The sequence below is a fragment of the Escherichia ruysiae genome, from assembly GCF_031323975.1.
Taxonomy (GTDB): Bacteria; Pseudomonadota; Gammaproteobacteria; order Enterobacterales; family Enterobacteriaceae; genus Escherichia; species Escherichia ruysiae.
Genome location: NZ_JAVIWS010000001.1, coordinates 136,612 through 153,310, shown reverse-complemented (window position 1 = coordinate 153,310; position 16,699 = coordinate 136,612). Strand labels below are relative to the sequence as shown.

Below are 16,699 nucleotides of genomic sequence, written 5' to 3'. Positions count from 1 at the left end.
ATGATGAAAATGCAATCGCGTAAAATCTGGTACTACCGTGCCACCATCATCATCCTGTTGATCGCTTCGCTGCTGGCATGGGCGCTGCTTCCTGGCGCCCATGAGTTTATCAATCGCAGCGTTGCGGCGTTTGCCGCCGTCGATCAACAGGGTATAGAACGCTTTATTCAGTCTTACGGCACACAAGCGGCTGTGGTCTCGTTCTTCTTGATGATCTTACAGGCCATTGCCGCGCCGCTGCCTGCGTTTTTGATAACCTTTGCCAATGCGTCGCTGTTTGGCGCATTCTGGGGCGGCTTGCTGTCTTGGACCAGTTCGATGGCGGGCGCGGCGCTGTGCTTTTTTATCGCCAGAGTGATGGGCCGCGAAGTGGTGGAAAAGTTAACCGGCAAAACCGTGCTTAACAGCATGGACGGCTTTTTTACTCGCTACGGCAAACACACCATCCTGGTATGTCGGTTATTGCCTTTTGTCCCTTTCGATCCTATCAGCTATGCTGCCGGATTGACTTCAATACGTTTTCGCTCGTTTTTTATCGCCACCGGGCTTGGTCAGCTACCCGCAACCATCGTCTATTCCTGGGCGGGCAGCATGTTAACGGGAGGCACATTCTGGTTTGTCACCGGGCTGTTTATTCTGTTTGCCCTGACCGTGGTGATATTTATGGCGAAAAAAATATGGCTTGAACGCCAGAAGAGGAATGCCTGATGGGTTTACCGCCGCTTAGCAAAATTCCTTTGATTTTACGTCCGCAGGCGTGGCTGCATCGTCGCCATTATGGCGAGGTGCTAAGTCCTATTCGCTGGTGGGGGAGAATTCCGTTTATCTTTTATCTGGTGTCGATGTTTGTCGGCTGGCTGGAGCGCAAACGCTCACCGCTCGATCCGGTGGTGCGATCGCTTGTCAGCGCACGCATTGCACAAATGTGTCTGTGTGAATTTTGCGTAGATATCACCAGTATGAAAGTCGCGGAGCGTACCGGCAGCACTGACAAACTGCTGGCGGTGGCTGACTGGCGGCAAAGCCCGCTGTTCAGCGATGAGGAGCGGCTGGCGCTGGAATACGCCGAAGCCGCGAGCGTTACACCGCCAACGGTCGATGATGCCCTGCGTACCCGACTGGCTGCCCATTTTGACGCTCAGGCGCTCACCGAGCTGACAGCATTGATCGGCCTGCAAAATCTGTCAGCCCGTTTTAACTCTGCCATGGACATTCCCGCTCAGGGGCTGTGCCGTATTCCTGAAAAACGTTCTTAAGGAGAGATGATGCGCCATTGTGTGTGGTTGCTGGGATTGTTATCGCTGTTTTCTTTGGCAACACATGCCAGTGACTGGCAGGAAATCAAAAACGACGCCAAAGGGCAAACCGTCTGGTTTAACGCCTGGGGCGGCGATACCGCAATTAACCGCTATCTCGACTGGGTTAGCGGCGAGATGAAAACCCATTACGCTATAAACCTGAAGATTGTCCGTCTGGCGGATGCCGCAGACGCAGTAAAACGCATTCAGACCGAAGCCGCAGCCGGGCGCAAAACAGGCGGTTCGGTGGATCTGCTCTGGGTGAACGGCGAAAACTTCCGCACCTTAAAAGAGGCCAATTTATTACAAACGGGCTGGGCGGAGACTCTACCCAACTGGCATTACGTCGATACGCAACTGCCGGTACGGGAAGATTTTTCTGTACCTGTCGAAGGTGCAGAATCTCCGTGGGGTGGCGCACAACTGACGTTTATCGCCCGCCGCGATGTTACGCCACAGCCACCACAAACGCCGCAAGCATTGCTGGAGTTTGCCAAAGCCAATCCCGGCACGGTTACTTATCCGCGCCCACCAGACTTCACAGGCACGGCGTTTCTGGAACAGTTGCTGATTATGCTGACGCCAGACCCCGACGCATTAAAAGCAGCGCCGAACGATGCGACTTTCGCCCGGATCACTGCGCCCTTGTGGCAATATCTTGATGCACTGCATCCGTATTTGTGGCGCGAAGGAAAGGATTTTCCGCCCTCGCCTGCACGGATGGATGCCCTACTAAAAGCCGGTACATTGCGCCTGTCGCTAACCTTTAACCCCGCTCATGCCCAACAAAAAATAGCCAGCGACGATTTGCCAGCAAGCAGTTACAGCTTCGGCTTTAGCGAGGGGATGATTGGCAACGTGCATTTCGTCACCATTCCTGCCAACGCGAATGCCAGTGCTGCGGCGAAAGTTGTCGCCAACTTCCTGCTCTCACCCGATGCGCAACTGCGTAAAGCAGATCCTGCTATCTGGGGCGATCCTTCGGTTCTCGATCCACAAAAACTGCCTGACACGCAGCGTGAAACATTGCAATCAAGAATGCCGCAGGAGCTGCCACCGGTACTGGCTGAACCGCACGCGGGTTGGGTAAATGCGCTGGAACAAGAATGGCTACGCCGTTACGGTACGCATTAATCTTTTTGCTGTGGGCGATGGTGGCGGTGATTTATGCACCGCTGATCCCTGCTGCTTTCACGCTGATAGCGCCAGCCTTGTCGCTGACGCACTGGCAGGCGTTATTTGCCGACCCGCAGTTACCGCAGGCATTACTGGCGACGCTGGTTTCGACGACTATCGCGGCGGTCGGGGCGCTGTTGATTGCCCTGCTGGTGATTGTGGCGCTGTGGCCTGGCGCAAAATGGCTGCGTATGTGCGCCCGTCTGCCGTGGCTGCTCGCCATTCCCCACGTGGCTTTTGCCACCAGCGCCCTTCTGCTCTTTGCTGACGGCGGTCTGCTTTACGACTATTTCCCGTATTTCACTCCACCAATGGACAAATTGGGTATTGGGCTGGGTTTCACTCTGGCGGTGAAAGAAAGCGCATTTCTGCTATGGATCTTGTCAGCCGCGCTAAGTGAAAAACGGCTGCTACAGCAGGTTATAGTGATGGATTCACTGGGCTACAGCCGCTGGCAATCCCTGAACTGGCTGCTGTTGCCCTCCGCCGCTCCTGCGCTGGCAATGGCGATGCTGGCAATTGTCGCATGGACGCTGTCGGTCGTGGATGTGGCAATTATCCTCGGGCCAGGTAATCCACCGACGCTGGCAGTAATAAGCTGGCAGTGGTTAACCCAGGGCGACACCGATCAACAAATGAAAGGCGCGCTCGCCAGCCTGCTGCTGATGCTGTTACTCGCCGCCTGTGTTTTGCTGGGCTATCTGTTATGGCGCACCTGGCGGCACACCATTCCCCGTGAAGATGGCGTTCGCAAGCCGGCTGCGCCTTTACTGCCCGGCTATACGCTGGCGTGGTTTTTACCCTTAACCGGTGTGCTCTGTGTGGTTCTGCTGGCGATCCTCGCAGATCAGTCGACTAACAATCACGTGGCGCTGCTCAATAGCCTGACGATGGGACTGGTAGCGACGTTCATCGCTTTGATCCTGTTACTGCTATGGCTGGAATGGGGGCCACAGCGTCGCCAGTTGTGGTTATTGTTGCCCATTTTATTACCGGCACTGCCATTAGTGGCAGGCCAGTACACGCTGGCATTATGGTTGAATCTGGATGGTAGCTGGACGGCGGTGGTCTGGGGGCATCTGTTGTGGGTGATGCCGTGGATGCTGTTTATCCTGCAACCTGCCTGGCGGCGTATTGACTCACGGTTAATTTTAATTGCGCAGACGCTAGGCTGGTCGCGTGCCAAAATCTTCTTTTACGTGAAATGTCCTCTTATGCTACGCCCTGCGCTAATTGCATTCGCTGTCGGATTTTCAGTGAGTATTGCGCAATATATGCCGACGCTGTGGCTCGGTGCGGGACGTTTCCCGACGCTGACGACAGAAGCGGTGGCGTTAAGCAGCGGCGGCAGCAACGGTATTCTCGCCACCCAGGCTTTATGGCAACTGCTATTACCGCTTATTATTTTTGCCCTGACCGCCCTGCTTGCAAAATGGGTAGGTTATGTCAGACAAGGACTCCGCTAATGCTCTGCGTGAAAGATGTTTCGCTACGTTTGCCAGGAACCTGCTTACTAAAGGACGTCAACTTTACGGTCACTAAAGGTGACATTGTCACGTTAATGGGGCCGTCTGGCTGTGGGAAATCTACGCTGTTTTCCTGGATGATTGGCGCGCTGTCCGGGCAGTTTTCTTGTACAGGTGAGCTTTGGCTCAATGAGCAACGCCTCGATAGCCTGCCGACTGCACAGCGCCAGATTGGTATCCTTTTCCAGGATGCGCTGCTATTTGACCAGTTCAGCGTCGGGCAAAATTTGCTGCTGGCGCTACCGGCGACACTAAAAGGTGTTGCAAGGCGCAATGCCGTGAATGATGCGCTTGAGCGTGCGGGACTTGGTGATACTTTCCATCAGGATCCGACAACTCTGTCTGGTGGTCAGCGGGCACGGGTAGCTCTGCTACGCGCCCTTCTCGCCCAACCCAAAGCATTATTACTCGATGAACCGTTCAGCCGTCTTGATGTGGCTCTGCGCGATAATTTTCGCCAGTGGGTGTTCAGCGAAGTTCGCGCCCTGGCGATCCCCGTCGTTCAGGTAACTCACGATCTCCAGGATGTTCCTCCTGATAGTTCTGTTCTGGATATGGCGCAGTGGTCAGAAAATTACAACAAACTGCGATAACGCAAAGTTTTTCTCAATACATCAGTTCAGAATGGCGCACTCAAAACTACAATGTCGGGATTTTCGATGAAACGTGTTTCTCAAATGACCGCGCTGGCAATGGCTTTAGGGCTGGCTTGCGCTTCTTCGTGGGCCGCTGAACTGGCGAAGCCTCTTACTCTTGACCAGCTTCAACAACAAAATGGCAAAGCGATAGATACTCGCCCCAGCGCGTTTTATAACGGCTGGCCACAAACTTTAAATGGCCCTTCCGGTCATGAACCTGCCGCCTTAAACCTTTCTGCAAGTTGGCTCGACAAAATGAGCGCCGAACAGCTCAACGAGTGGATCAAGCAGCATAACCTGAAAACCGATACGCCAGTGGCGTTATACGGTAATACTAAAGACGTCGAAGCCGTCAAAACGCGACTGCAAAAAGCAGGCTTTACGCATATCTCCATCCTGAGTGACGCGCTAAGCGAACCTTCCCGCCTGCAAAAATTGCCGCACTTTGAGCAACTGGTTTACCCGCAATGGCTGCATGACCTGCAACAAGGTAAAGAGGTTACGGCAAAACCTACCGGTGACTGGAAAGTCATTGAAGCAGCCTGGGGCGCACCAAAGTTTTACCTTATCAGCCATATTCCCGGCGCTGACTACATCGATACCAACGAAGTTGAAAGCGAACCGCTGTGGAACAAAGTTTCCGATGAGCAACTGAAAGCGATGCTGGCAAAACACGGCATTCGCCATGACACCACGGTCATTCTGTACGGGCGAGACGTTTACGCAGCAGCACGTGTGGCGCAGATTATGCTGTACGCAGGCGTGAAAGATGTACGCCTTCTGGACGGCGGCTGGCAAACCTGGTCCGATGCGGGGCTGCCCGTTGAGCGCGGTACGCCACCGAAAGTGAAGCCGGAACCTGACTTCGGCGTGAAGATCCCGGCGCAACCGCAACTGATGCTCGATATGGAGCAGGCACGTGGACTGCTGCATCGTCAGGATGCTTCACTGGTAAGCGTTCGTTCATGGGCTGAATTTATTGGCACCACCAGCGGCTATGACTACATCAAGCCAAAAGGTGATATCCCAGGTGCTCGTTGGGGTCATGCGGGCAGCGATTCAACGCATATGGAAGATTTCCATAACCCGGACGGCACCATGCGTACTGCAGATGACGTTGCGGCAATGTGGAAAGAATGGAATATCCTGCCAGATCAACAAGTCTCGTTCTATTGCGGCACCGGCTGGCGCGCCTCAGAAACCTTTATGTATGCGCGCGCAATGGGCTGGAAGAATGTCTCCGTTTACGATGGCGGCTGGTATGAATGGAGCAGCGATCCGAAAAATCCGGTAGCAACCGGTGAACGCGCCCCGGACAGTAGCAAATAACACGGCAATTACTGACGCTGAAGCGACTTCAGCGTCAGATACCCACTCCACACTCGCGTAAATGTTGTCATCCAGCACAGCGCGCCAAATACCCACGCCAACCACGGGAAATAGGCCGGAAAGAGACAACTTAAAACAAACAGCAAAATCGTCTCGCTGCCTTCAGTCAACCCGCCCAGATAGTAAAACGATTTGTGCGCATAACCGGGGTTATCAATCTGATGTTTCGCCGCCAGCGCAGCAAATGCGAGAAAACTGCTGCCCGTGCCGATAAACGCAAACAACAGCCAGCCTCCGGCCAGCGCGTTTTGTTCTGGTGCGGCGAGAATAAACCCGAACGGCACCAGCGCGTAAAAGAGAAAATCGAGAGAAATATCAAGAAAACCGCCTGCGTCAGTTAACCCTCTGCGCCTCGCCAGCGCGCCGTCCAGTCCATCAAGCAATCTGTTGAGCAAAATGGCAATCAGCGCCGCCAGATACCATCCCAGTGCCAGAAACGGCAAGGCCAGCACGCCGATGGCAAACCCCACTAACGTTAAACCATCTGGCGTTATACCGGGTCTATCAAGAACCCGCACACACTGATGCAACAACGGTTTAATTCGCGGATGAAGATGGCGGTCTAACACAGGTACTCCTTACATATAAAGCCCTTCTGATCGGGCAACACTGCGGATATTATGACATTTTTCCGGTATTCGACCGTGGGTAATTTATGAAAATGATTGAAGTTGTTGCTGCCATTATCGAAAGGGATGGCAAAATTTTACTCGCACAACGCCCCGCCCATAGCGATCAGGCGGGGTTATGGGAGTTTGCCGGTGGCAAAGTCGAGGCGGATGAAAGTCAGCCACAGGCGCTGGTACGGGAATTGCGCGAAGAACTGGGCATTGACGCAACGGTTGGTGAATATGTTGCCAGCCATCAGCGGGAAGTGTCTGGCCGGATTATCCATCTTCATGCCTGGCACGTACCGGACTTCCACGGGACGTTACAGGCACACGAACATCAGGCGCTGGTCTGGTGTCTGCCAGAGGAAGCATTGCAATATCCGCTGGCTCCTGCTGATATTCCACTACTTCATGCGTTTATGGCTTTACGCGCCGCCAGACCAGCGGATTGGTGCTAATGGTTTTGTCATCCCGCTGGCATTGCAGCAGTATCCCCTCCGCTTTAATCACTGCGCCCTCCGAATAATTTTGATCCTGATAAACGCAGCACTGGTTACAGGGCTGCGCCGATTTCCCGCCAGAACTAAACACCTCCGACGGCACATTCACTTCCACATCCGGACGGTATTGCGGGTTAGCCAGCGCAAATAATGGAAATACCAACGCTACGGCGAGTAATGTTCGACTCACAGGAAACTCCTTATTTTTCGTTGCCTCTGCTACTGATAACGGTAACCAGGCGGGAAAACTTTAGCGTCTGGTTACCGGATGCGGCGTGAACGCCTTATCCGCCTACGCTCCACTCTTGAAAATGCGCCCGTTTTTTCAGGTCTGATAAAACGCACCTGACATTAGGTGACTTTTATAACTACCACACATTATTAATTTGCTTTCCGGTGTCATTTTTTTCTTGCTTACCGTCACATTCTTGATGGTATAGTCAAAAACTGCAAAAGCACATGACATAAACAACATAAGCACAATCGCATTAATATATAAGGGTTTTATATCTATGGATCAGACATATTCTCTGGAGTCATTCCTCAACCATGTCCAAAAGCGCGACCCGAATCAAACCGAGTTCGCGCAAGCCGTTCGTGAAGTAATGACCACTCTCTGGCCTTTTCTTGAACAAAATCCAAAATATCGCCAGATGTCGTTACTGGAGCGCCTGGTTGAACCGGAGCGCGTGATCCAGTTTCGCGTGGTGTGGGTTGATGATCGCAATCAGGTACAAGTTAACCGTGCCTGGCGTGTCCAGTTCAGCTCCGCCATCGGCCCGTATAAAGGCGGTATGCGTTTCCATCCGTCCGTAAACCTCTCCATTCTTAAATTCCTCGGCTTCGAACAAACCTTTAAAAATGCCCTGACTACCCTGCCGATGGGCGGCGGTAAAGGCGGCAGTGATTTCGATCCAAAAGGGAAAAGTGAAGGCGAAGTGATGCGTTTCTGCCAGGCGCTCATGACCGAACTGTACCGTCATCTGGGTGCAGATACCGACGTTCCGGCGGGCGATATCGGCGTTGGTGGTCGTGAAGTCGGCTTTATGGCGGGGATGATGAAAAAGCTCTCCAACAATACCGCCTGCGTCTTCACCGGCAAGGGGCTATCTTTTGGCGGCAGTCTGATTCGCCCGGAAGCGACCGGTTACGGTCTGGTTTATTTCACTGAAGCGATGCTGAAACGCCACGGTATGGGTTTTGAAGGAATGCGCGTTTCCGTTTCTGGCTCCGGCAACGTCGCCCAGTACGCTATCGAAAAAGCGATGGAATTTGGCGCTCGCGTGGTTACCGCATCAGATTCCAGCGGCACCGTGGTTGATGAAAGCGGATTCACGAAAGAGAAACTGGCGCGTCTTATCGAAATCAAAGCCAGCCGCGATGGTCGCGTGGCAGATTACGCCAAAGAATTTGGCCTGGTCTATCTCGAAGGCCAACAGCCGTGGTCTGTGCCGGTGGATATCGCCCTGCCATGCGCGACCCAGAACGAACTGGATGTAGATGCCGCGCACCAGCTTATCGCTAATGGTGTTAAAGCGGTGGCGGAAGGGGCAAATATGCCAACTACCATCGAAGCGACTGAACTGTTCCAGCAGGCAGGCGTACTGTTTGCACCGGGCAAAGCGGCTAATGCTGGCGGCGTCGCGACATCGGGGCTGGAAATGGCGCAAAACGCTGCACGTCTGGGCTGGAAAGCCGAGAAAGTTGATGCGCGTTTGCACCATATTATGCTGGATATCCACCATGCCTGTGTTGAACACGGTGGTGAAGGTGAGCAAACCAACTACGTGCAGGGCGCGAATATTGCAGGCTTTGTGAAGGTTGCCGATGCGATGCTGGCGCAGGGCGTAATTTAAGTCATCAGGCGTTTGCGCCGGATGCGGCGTGGACGCCTCATCCGGCCTACAAAAATCTACTGCATCAGACCTTTATGTTATCGCTCCACTGCCCGCGTCTTCTGATGGCGGGCTTTTTTTCACCGCTCGCTTGCGTGGTGAAGCCTTTTTCTTCTCTTCTCCACTACCCGGTGCCACTATGCCGCGAAACTGCCGCACCGGCGTACGTTTTGCCTGATCAATCAATTGGTAAAGCGTCCCCACCAGCGGCTGCATAAAGTCCTGGTAGCGACACTGCTTTTCGCTGATTTGCGTCAGCACCGATTCCCAGTGTGCCGTCATGTCCGGTCGCGTTGCCATCTCTGGCAGCGAATGGAATAACGCTTTTCCGGCGTCGGTGGAGTGGATATAGCGCCCTTTTTTGGTCAGGAAACCACGCTTGAACAGCAGTTCAATAATCCCGGCACGAGTTGCTTCCGTCCCCAGTCCATCGGTCGCACGAAGGATTTTTTTCAGATCTTTGTCCTGCACAAAGCGCGCGATCCCGGTCATCGCTGAAAGCAGCGTTGCATCGGTGAAATGACGTGGTGGCTGAGTTTGCCGCTCTACCACTTCACCTTTTTCACACAATAACTCATCGCCTTTCGCTACCACCGGCAGCGGTGTACCATCGTTTTCTTCATCACGCTCTTTGCTGCCTAACAGCGTGCGCCAGCCTGCTTCAGCAAGAAAACGGGCTTTAGCGACAAATTTGCCTTTGGCAATGTCCAGTTCGATAACACATTTGCGGAACACCGCATCCGGACAGAACTGCATCAAATACTGACGGGCAATCAGGTTATAGACCTTCGCTTCGTTCTCCGTCAGGTTGATGGCAGAACTCCGCGCGGTCGGGATGATGGCGTGGTGCGCATCGACCTTTTTGTCATCCCAGCAGCGATTGCGTAAATCTGGATCAACCACCGGCTGCGGTAACAAGCCCGGCGCATGAACGCTGATGGCATTCATCACTGCGTGGCGTCCGGCAAAATGCTCTTCCGGCAGATAGCGACAATCGGAACGCGGATAAGTGATCAGTTTGTGCGTTTCGTACAGCTTCTGGCAGATATCAAGTACGTTCTGCGCACTCAGACCAAAGCGTTTTGCTGCTTCAATCTGCAACGCCGAAAGTGAAAACGGCAACGGCGCGGATTCTGATTCCCGTTTATCGTTATAACTGGTGACAATCGCCGGTTGACCGCTGATGCGGTTAACCACATGCTCCGCCAGTGGACGATGCAGCAAGCGCCCTTCTTCGTCCTGGTACGGCTCACACGCTTCGCTCGGTTGCCAGATAGCGGTAAATCGCTCATCGGCAGGCGTCACAATATGCGCTTTGACCTCAAAGAAATCTTTCGCCACGAAGTTTTCAATTTCTTCGTCGCGGCGCACCACCAGCCCGAGCACTGGCGTCTGCACGCGTCCAACGGAAAGAACGCCCTGATAACCCGCATTGCGACCGAGAATGGTGTACGCGCGGGTCATATTGATGCCGTACAGCCAGTCGGCACGCGCTCGCGCCAGCGCAGAAACGCATAGCGGTACAAACTCGCTATTGGAACGAAGACGATCGATCGCCCGTTCAACCGCCTGCGGGTTCAGGTCGTTTATCAAGCAACGCTGCACCTGCTGGCGCTTTTCCGGTGCCAGTTGCAGATAGTCCAGCACTTCATCCACCAGCAATTGCCCTTCACGATCCGGGTCCCCGGCATGAATAATTTCGCTGGCTTCATGCAGAAAGCGTTTGATGACGTTAAGTTGTTTGGTCACGGAGGGTCGTGGCTGTAATTGCCACTTTTCCGGGACAATGGGGAGATCGGCCAGGTTCCAGCGCGCATAGCGACTGTCGTAGGCGTCTGGCTGCGCCTGCTCAAGCAGGTGACCAATACACCAGGTCACCACCTGACCGTTACCGCACTCGATAAAGCCATCGCCTTTACGGTGCGGTTTGGGCAGGACATCAGCAATAGCGCGCGCCAGACTCGGTTTTTCGGCAATAAATAACCGCATTGAATTAACGGATCTCAACCATGGCACGACCAGCGCGCGCTGGCACCAGTTCGCCAATCGCCGTCAGTTCGATACCAAATTCGGCAGCGGTAGCTTTTACTTCGTTTTCAGCCTCTGGCATCACCGCCAGCAGCAGACCGCCGGAGGTTTGCGGATCGCACAGCAGATCGCGCACTTCACGCGGCATTTCACCCATCAGATGACCATAGCTGGCAAAGTTGCGTTCGGTGCCGCCAGGTACTGCACCCAGCTTAATGTACTCTTCCACGCCCGGCAGTTTCGGGATCGCGTCATAGTCGACACGTGCCTGTACGCCTGCGCCCTGACACATTTCGCTCAAATGCCCCAGCAGACCAAAACCAGTCACGTCAGTCATCGCTTTTACGCCTTCGATGTTGGCAAAGGACGCGCCTGCGATGTTCATCCGGCACATCACTTCCGTCGCCAGCCCCTGATGTTCCGGTTTCAGCAGTGATTTTTTCTCCGCAGTGGTAAGAACGCCAATCCCCAACGGTTTCGTCAGGAACAGTTTACATCCGGCTTGTGCGGTACTGTTTTTCTTCACCCGCTCAGTTGGAACGATCCCCGTGACCGCCAGACCGAAAATCGGTTCCGGCGCGTCGATGGAGTGACCGCCAGCCAGCGCAATACCCGCCTGACGACATGCGTAGCGACCACCTTCGGTGACTTCGCGGGCAATTTCCGGGGACAGTTTGTTAATCGGCCAGCCGAGGATCGCAATTGCCATAATCGGTTTTCCGCCCATCGCGAAGATATCGCTGATGGCGTTAGTCGCGGCAATGCGGCCAAAATCGAAAGGGTTATCAACGATCGGCATAAAGAAGTCGGTGGTGCTGATAACGCTGGTGCCATTGCCCAGATCGTATACCGCCGCATCGTCGCGGGTTTCGTTACCCACAAGCAAATTCGGATCAACAAACTTCGCCTGTTCGCTGTGCAGGATGGTTTCCAGCACTTTTGGGGAAATTTTACAGCCGCAACCGGCTCCGTGGCTGTATTGGGTCAAACGAATCGAGTTCTCGCTCATGGACATCTCCTGTCAATGCAATCCGGGTATGGTAACCCTCATTCCGTGAAGTGATAAGTGAGAGTGTCTGAATTACTGCGCCTTTGCTCACAATCCACACAGTTTTGCCGTTTTTATCAAAAATAAGTCACAAACGGTGTCGGGTCCGGAATGTTTATCGACGTTGACGCTTTCAGTTGTGGCGTACCGAGATAGAGAAATCCGACAATTTTATCCTGCTCGCGACAGCCGAATGCGTCACGCACCACCGGGCTTTCAGTTAATGCGCCACTGCGCCAGATGCCGCCAAAGCCCTGGGCAACCGCCGCCATTTGCATTGCCATAACCGCGCAACCCGCCGACATTTCCTGCTCCCAGCGCGGGACTTTATGATTTTCTTCGCATTTCGCCACCACCGTGATGATGAGCGGCGCCCGGAACGGCGCATTACGCGCTTTGTCGATTGCTTTTTCATCGTTACCGGCAGCAATCGCCCCCTGCTCCAGAACGGCACTGAAACGCTCACGCCCTTCCCCTTCAATCACAAAGAAATGCCACGGTTGCATGGATTTATGGTCTGGCGCACGCATACCCGCGCGCAGGATATTTTGCAGTTGCTCACCCGTTGGCGCTGGCTCAGCCAGACGGGAGGCGCTACGGCGGTTGATCAATAGTTCGAGTGCATCCATTTGATTAACTCCTGTCATGATGTTTATTCACAAAATTAACACGAGAGTGGATTTTGTTACAGCACAGTCCATGATTCCTGCTGACAAGTGCCGGTTGGGTCATTACGATAACCACATCACTTGCACCTGTAACAGGTGTAACTTTTAGTCTGGGAGAATACATGCGAACCCTTTGGCGATTTATTGCCGGATTTTTTAAATGGACGTGGCGTCTGCTGAATTTCGTCCGTGAAATGGTACTTAACCTGTTCTTTATTTTTCTCGTGCTGGTTGGCGTGGGGATCTGGATGCAAGTCAGCGGTGGTGATTCGAAAGAAACCGCCAGCCGTGGCGCACTGCTGCTTGATATTTCTGGTGTGATCGTCGATAAGCCCGACAGTTCGCAGCGGTTTAGTAAGTTAAGTCGTCAGTTGCTTGGTGCCAGTTCCGATCGTCTGCAGGAAAACTCGCTGTTTGACATTGTAAACACCATTCGCCAGGCGAAGGACGACCGCAATATCACCGGTATCGTGATGGATCTGAAAAACTTCGCGGGCGGCGATCAGCCTTCCATGCAGTACATCGGCAAAGCTCTGAAAGAGTTTCGTGACAGCGGTAAACCGGTTTATGCCATTGGCGAGAACTACAGTCAGGGGCAGTATTATCTTGCCAGTTTCGCCAATAAAATCTGGCTTTCCCCGCAGGGTGTGGTCGATCTGCATGGCCTTGCCACCAACGGTCTGTACTACAAATCGTTGTTGGATAAGTTAAAAGTTTCCACTCATGTGTTTCGCGTAGGTACGTATAAATCTGCCGTTGAACCGTTTATTCGTGATGATATGTCACCGGCAGCCCGCGAAGCTGACAGCCGCTGGATTGGTGAGCTGTGGCAAAACTATCTGAATACCGTTGCCGCTAACCGCCAGATCCCTGCCCAGCAGGTATTCCCTGGGGCGCAAGGTTTGCTTGATGGTTTAACCAAAACTGGCGGCGATACCGCGAAATATGCGCTGGATAACAAACTGGTGGATGCGCTGGCGTCAAGTGCCGAAATCGAAAAAGCCCTGACCAAAGAGTTTGGCTGGAGTAAGGCTGATAAAAATTATCGCGCCATTAGCTATTACGATTACGCATTGAAAACGCCGGCAGATAACGGTGACGGCATTGGTGTAGTGTTTGCCAATGGTGCAATTATGGATGGCGAGGAAACTCAGGGGAATGTAGGCGGTGATACCACTGCGGCACAAATCCGCGATGCTCGTCTTGATCCAAAAGTGAAAGCGATTGTTCTGCGCGTTAATAGCCCTGGTGGCAGCGTTACGGCTTCTGAGGTGATCCGCTCTGAACTGGCAGCAGCCAGAGCAGCGGGCAAACCTGTGGTTGTGTCAATGGGCGGCATGGCGGCATCCGGTGGCTACTGGATCTCCACTCCGGCTAATTACATTGTGGCTAACCCCAGCACCCTGACCGGCTCTATAGGTATTTTCGGCGTGATCACCACCGTAGAAAATAGTCTGGATTCGATTGGTGTTCATACTGATGGTGTCTCAACTTCACCGCTGGCGGATGTTTCTATCACCAAGGCACTGCCGCCGGAAGCGCAGCAGATGATGCAGTTAAGCATTGAGAATGGCTATAAACGCTTTATCACGCTGGTTGCTGATGCGCGTCATTCGACGCCGGAGCAGATTGATAAAATCGCCCAGGGCCACGTCTGGACCGGTCAGGATGCAAAAGCTAACGGCCTGGTCGATAGCCTCGGTGATTTCGATGATGCGGTCGCAAAAGCGGCAGAACTGGCAAAACTGAAGCAGTGGCATCTGGAATATTACGTCGATGAACCGACCTTCTTCGACAAAGTGATGGACAACATGTCAGGTTCTGTCCGGGCGATGTTGCCAGATGCGCTTCAGGCCATGTTACCTGCCCCGCTGGCCTCGGTAGCCTCTACCGTGAAAAGCGAAAGCGACAAGCTGGCTGCCTTTAACGATCCGCAAAACCGTTATGCGTTTTGCCTGACCTGCGCCAACGTGCGTTAAGTCTTGTACTGAGTGGTCGACAGATCGTCGGCCACTTATTTTTTACGTCTACGAATCCCCCTTCCCGCTGTTTCGCCCCATATTTCCTTATCCGCATAGTATCAGGTGCGCTCCCCCTGCCTCACGTATATACTTTTGCTCTTTCGATATCATTCATATCAATATCATGCAAAAGAAATCAATTTACGTTGCCTACACGGGCGGGACCATCGGGATGCAGCGTTCCGAGCAGGGTTATATTCCGGTGTCAGGTCATCTACAACGCCAGCTGGCGCTGATGCCGGAGTTCCATCGCCCGGAGATGCCAGATTTCACTATTCATGAATATACGCCGCTGATGGATTCTTCTGATATGACGCCGGAAGACTGGCAGCATATTGCTGAAGATATTAAAGCGCACTATGACGACTATGATGGTTTTGTCATTCTGCACGGCACCGATACGATGGCCTATACCGCCTCTGCGCTGTCGTTCATGCTGGAGAACCTCGGCAAACCGGTCATTGTGACAGGGTCACAAATTCCATTAGCCGAGTTACGCTCTGACGGACAAATTAATTTGCTGAATGCGTTATACGTTGCGGCAAATTATCCCATCAATGAAGTGACGCTCTTTTTTAATAACCGTCTGTATCGCGGTAACCGCACCACCAAAGCCCATGCCGATGGTTTTGATGCCTTTGCATCCCCGAATCTTCCTCCATTGCTGGAAGCGGGTATTCACATCCGTCGTTTAAATACGCCACCCGCACCGCACGGCGAAGGTGAACTGATCGTTCATCCAATCACGCCACAACCGATTGGCGTGGTAACAATTTATCCGGGGATTTCTGCTGACGTTGTGCGCAATTTCCTCCGTCAACCGGTGAAAGCGTTGATTTTGCGCTCATATGGCGTGGGCAATGCGCCCCAAAACAAAGCCTTCCTGCAAGAATTACAAGAGGCCAGCGATCGCGGTATTGTGGTGGTCAACCTGACACAATGTATGTCCGGTAAAGTGAACATGGGCGGTTATGCTACCGGTAATGCCCTCGCCCATGCCGGCGTTATTGGCGGCGCGGATATGACTGTAGAAGCCACATTAACCAAACTGCACTACCTGCTTAGCCAGGGACTGGATACCGAAACCATTCGCAAGGCCATGAGCCAAAACCTGCGCGGCGAACTGACGCCGGATGATTAAGGAGACTGCAATGCCCCATCGAGCCCTGTTACTGGTCGATTTACAAAATGATTTCTGTGCTGGTGGCGCGCTCGCCGTACCGGAAGGTGACAGCACAGTGGATGTTGCTAACCGCCTGATTGACTGGTGTCAGTCGCGCGGAGAAGCGGTTATTGCCAGTCAGGACTGGCACCCGGCTGATCATGGCAGCTTTGCCCGCCAGCACGGTGTAGAGCCTTATACGCAGGGACAACTCGACGGCCTGGCGCAAACATTCTGGCCTGAACACTGTGTGCAGAACAGTGAAGGCGCACAATTACATCCGTTACTGAATCAAAAAGCGATCGCAGCCGTGTTCCATAAAGGCGAAAACCCTTTAGTTGACAGTTACAGTGCTTTTTTTGATAACGGCCGTCGGCAGAAAACCGCGCTTGATGACTGGTTGCGCGATCATGAAATCAATGAATTGATCGTTATGGGTCTGGCGACCGACTATTGCGTGAAGTTTACCGTGCTGGACGCATTGCAGGCAGGTTATAGCGTGAACGTGATTACCGATGGCTGTCGCGGCGTGAATATCCAGCCACAGGACAGCGCGCACGCGTTTATGGAGATGTCAGCGGCTGGGGCAACGCTATATACACTGGCGGACTGGGAAGAGACGCAGGGATAATTTTACGCTGGCCTACAATTCTGTACTGTCGTTGTAGGCCAAATAAAGTGCGGCAGCGGTGCCTCTGGCATGTTGGTTGTTAAATCAAACAACCAACACGTGACAGTA

At 53.3% G+C, this 16,699-nt stretch carries 16 protein-coding genes; 11 read left to right on the top strand and 5 right to left on the bottom strand.

Features of this window, described 5'->3' with window-relative positions:
• From RGV86_RS00865 to ynjE, 6 genes are all read left to right on the top strand, one after another.
• Positions 1-708, top strand: coding sequence for a TVP38/TMEM64 family protein (locus tag RGV86_RS00865; RefSeq protein ID WP_085460655.1), 708 nt, complete (start codon positions 1-3; stop codon positions 706-708).
• Complete coding sequence (locus tag RGV86_RS00860) at positions 708-1,256, top strand: carboxymuconolactone decarboxylase family protein (RefSeq protein WP_000524100.1); 549 nt, start codon at positions 708-710, stop codon at positions 1,254-1,256. The genes RGV86_RS00865 and RGV86_RS00860 overlap by 1 nt, the downstream gene beginning before the upstream one ends.
• Before the next feature lie 9 nt (positions 1,257-1,265).
• A complete protein-coding gene (locus RGV86_RS00855; protein WP_085460654.1) occupies positions 1,266-2,432 on the top strand; it encodes an ABC transporter substrate-binding protein in 1,167 nt (388 codons plus the stop codon).
• A complete protein-coding gene (locus tag RGV86_RS00850) occupies positions 2,405-3,940 on the top strand; it encodes an ABC transporter permease family protein (protein ID WP_000224949.1) in 1,536 nt (511 codons plus the stop codon). Before RGV86_RS00855 ends, RGV86_RS00850 begins: the two co-directional genes overlap by 28 nt.
• Positions 3,940-4,593 carry an ATP-binding cassette domain-containing protein gene (locus RGV86_RS00845; RefSeq protein WP_085460653.1) on the top strand — a complete coding sequence of 218 codons (654 nt, stop codon included), beginning with the start codon at positions 3,940-3,942 and terminating at the stop codon, positions 4,591-4,593. Before RGV86_RS00850 ends, RGV86_RS00845 begins: the two co-directional genes overlap by 1 nt.
• Before the next feature lie 66 nt (positions 4,594-4,659).
• On the top strand, positions 4,660-5,967 hold the full coding sequence (gene ynjE, locus RGV86_RS00840; RefSeq protein WP_085460652.1) for a thiosulfate sulfurtransferase YnjE: 1,308 nt from the start codon (positions 4,660-4,662) through the stop codon (positions 5,965-5,967).
• 8 nt (positions 5,968-5,975) lie between these two features.
• Here ynjE and RGV86_RS00835 read toward each other — a convergent pair whose 3' ends face one another.
• Positions 5,976-6,596, bottom strand: coding sequence for a CDP-alcohol phosphatidyltransferase family protein (locus RGV86_RS00835; protein ID WP_000886996.1), 621 nt, complete (start codon positions 6,594-6,596; stop codon positions 5,976-5,978).
• 86 nt (positions 6,597-6,682) lie between these two features.
• Here RGV86_RS00835 and nudG point away from each other — a divergent pair, with 86 nt between their 5' ends.
• A complete protein-coding gene (gene nudG, locus RGV86_RS00830; protein ID WP_000781860.1) occupies positions 6,683-7,096 on the top strand; it encodes a CTP pyrophosphohydrolase in 414 nt (137 codons plus the stop codon).
• Here the strand turns inward: nudG and RGV86_RS00825 are convergent.
• Positions 7,056-7,328, bottom strand: a complete 273-nt coding sequence (locus tag RGV86_RS00825; protein WP_000091758.1) for a YnjH family protein — start codon at positions 7,326-7,328, stop codon at positions 7,056-7,058. The genes nudG and RGV86_RS00825 overlap by 41 nt on opposite strands.
• 322 nt (positions 7,329-7,650) lie before the next feature.
• Between RGV86_RS00825 and gdhA the strand changes: the two genes are divergently transcribed.
• Positions 7,651-8,994 carry an NADP-specific glutamate dehydrogenase gene (gene gdhA / locus RGV86_RS00820; RefSeq protein ID WP_000373051.1) on the top strand — a complete coding sequence of 448 codons (1,344 nt, stop codon included), beginning with the start codon at positions 7,651-7,653 and terminating at the stop codon, positions 8,992-8,994.
• Positions 8,995-9,066: 72 nt separating this feature from the next.
• Here gdhA and topB read toward each other — a convergent pair whose 3' ends face one another.
• The 3 genes from topB to RGV86_RS00805 form a co-directional block, all read right to left on the bottom strand.
• Complete coding sequence (gene topB / locus RGV86_RS00815) at positions 9,067-11,022, bottom strand: DNA topoisomerase III (RefSeq protein WP_085460651.1); 1,956 nt, start codon at positions 11,020-11,022, stop codon at positions 9,067-9,069.
• A gap of 4 nt (positions 11,023-11,026) precedes the next feature.
• Entirely contained in the window at positions 11,027-12,070 is a 1,044-nt protein-coding gene (gene selD, locus RGV86_RS00810; RefSeq protein WP_010345861.1) for a selenide, water dikinase SelD, read from the bottom strand.
• Between the two features lie 116 nt (positions 12,071-12,186).
• On the bottom strand, positions 12,187-12,738 hold the full coding sequence (locus tag RGV86_RS00805; protein ID WP_000339273.1) for an NAD(P)H nitroreductase: 552 nt from the start codon (positions 12,736-12,738) through the stop codon (positions 12,187-12,189).
• A gap of 161 nt (positions 12,739-12,899) precedes the next feature.
• Here RGV86_RS00805 and sppA point away from each other — a divergent pair, with 161 nt between their 5' ends.
• The 3 genes from sppA to pncA all read left to right on the top strand — a co-directional run bounded on the left by sppA (position 12,900) and on the right by pncA (position 16,591).
• Positions 12,900-14,756, top strand: coding sequence for a signal peptide peptidase SppA (gene sppA, locus RGV86_RS00800; protein ID WP_085460650.1), 1,857 nt, complete (start codon positions 12,900-12,902; stop codon positions 14,754-14,756).
• Between the two features lie 166 nt (positions 14,757-14,922).
• Positions 14,923-15,939 carry an asparaginase gene (gene ansA, locus RGV86_RS00795; protein WP_001170164.1) on the top strand — a complete coding sequence of 339 codons (1,017 nt, stop codon included), beginning with the start codon at positions 14,923-14,925 and terminating at the stop codon, positions 15,937-15,939.
• Positions 15,940-15,949: 10 nt separating this feature from the next.
• Positions 15,950-16,591: a bifunctional nicotinamidase/pyrazinamidase gene (pncA, locus tag RGV86_RS00790; protein WP_085460649.1), complete on the top strand. Its 642-nt coding sequence runs from the start codon at positions 15,950-15,952 to the stop codon at positions 16,589-16,591.
• Positions 16,592-16,699 lie beyond the last annotated feature (108 nt).